The sequence below is a fragment of the Streptomyces sp. AC627_RSS907 genome, assembly GCF_019049165.1.
This window is the reverse complement of the sequence record NZ_JAGMUE010001532.1, coordinates 1-563: the sequence shown is the minus strand read 5'-3', so window position 1 is coordinate 563 and position 563 is coordinate 1. Positions and strand designations below refer to the sequence as shown.

Here is a 563-nt window from a genome sequence, read left to right as displayed (position 1 = left end):
AGCAGGTCGGGCCGCTTGGGCTCGACGTGGTCGCCGGAGGACTCGCCACGCAGCCGGCGGCCGATCCAGGGGACCAGGTGCTCGCGCGCCCAGTGGATGTTGTCCCGGCGCACGGCCGCGGCGGGGCGCTGGGCCAGCGGCGGCCAGGGCTGGTCGGGGTCGGCGCACACCTCGAGGCCGAGGACCTGCGCGGCGCGCAGGGCGACCCGGGTGTGACCGTCGGGCGACAGGTGCAGGCGGTCAGCGCTCCAGGCGCGCCGGTCCTGCACGGAGCGCAGCGACCACAGGTCGAGCACCGGGCAGTCGTAGCGGTCGGCGATGGCGCGCACGTGCGCCGTGTACGTCGCGATCTTCCCGCGTAGATGCCGCAGCACCGGCACGTCGCGCGTGTCGAAGCCGGTGCACACCAGCACGGTGCCCACGGACGACGCGAGCTTGGCCACCGCCGCCTCGTACCGGCTGGCGACGTCGTCCGGGTCGCTGCCCGGTCGCAGGATGTCGTTGCCGCCCGCGCAGAACGACACGAGTTCGGGCCCCAGCTCAAGGACGCGCGGCACCTGCTC

At 75.0% G+C, this 563-nt stretch carries 1 protein-coding gene; it reads right to left on the bottom strand.

Annotated features, from left to right (window positions below):
- Positions 1-563, bottom strand: a 563-nt coding sequence (locus tag KUM32_RS42845) for an SGNH/GDSL hydrolase family protein (RefSeq protein WP_217146955.1), incomplete at both ends; no start/stop codon positions are given.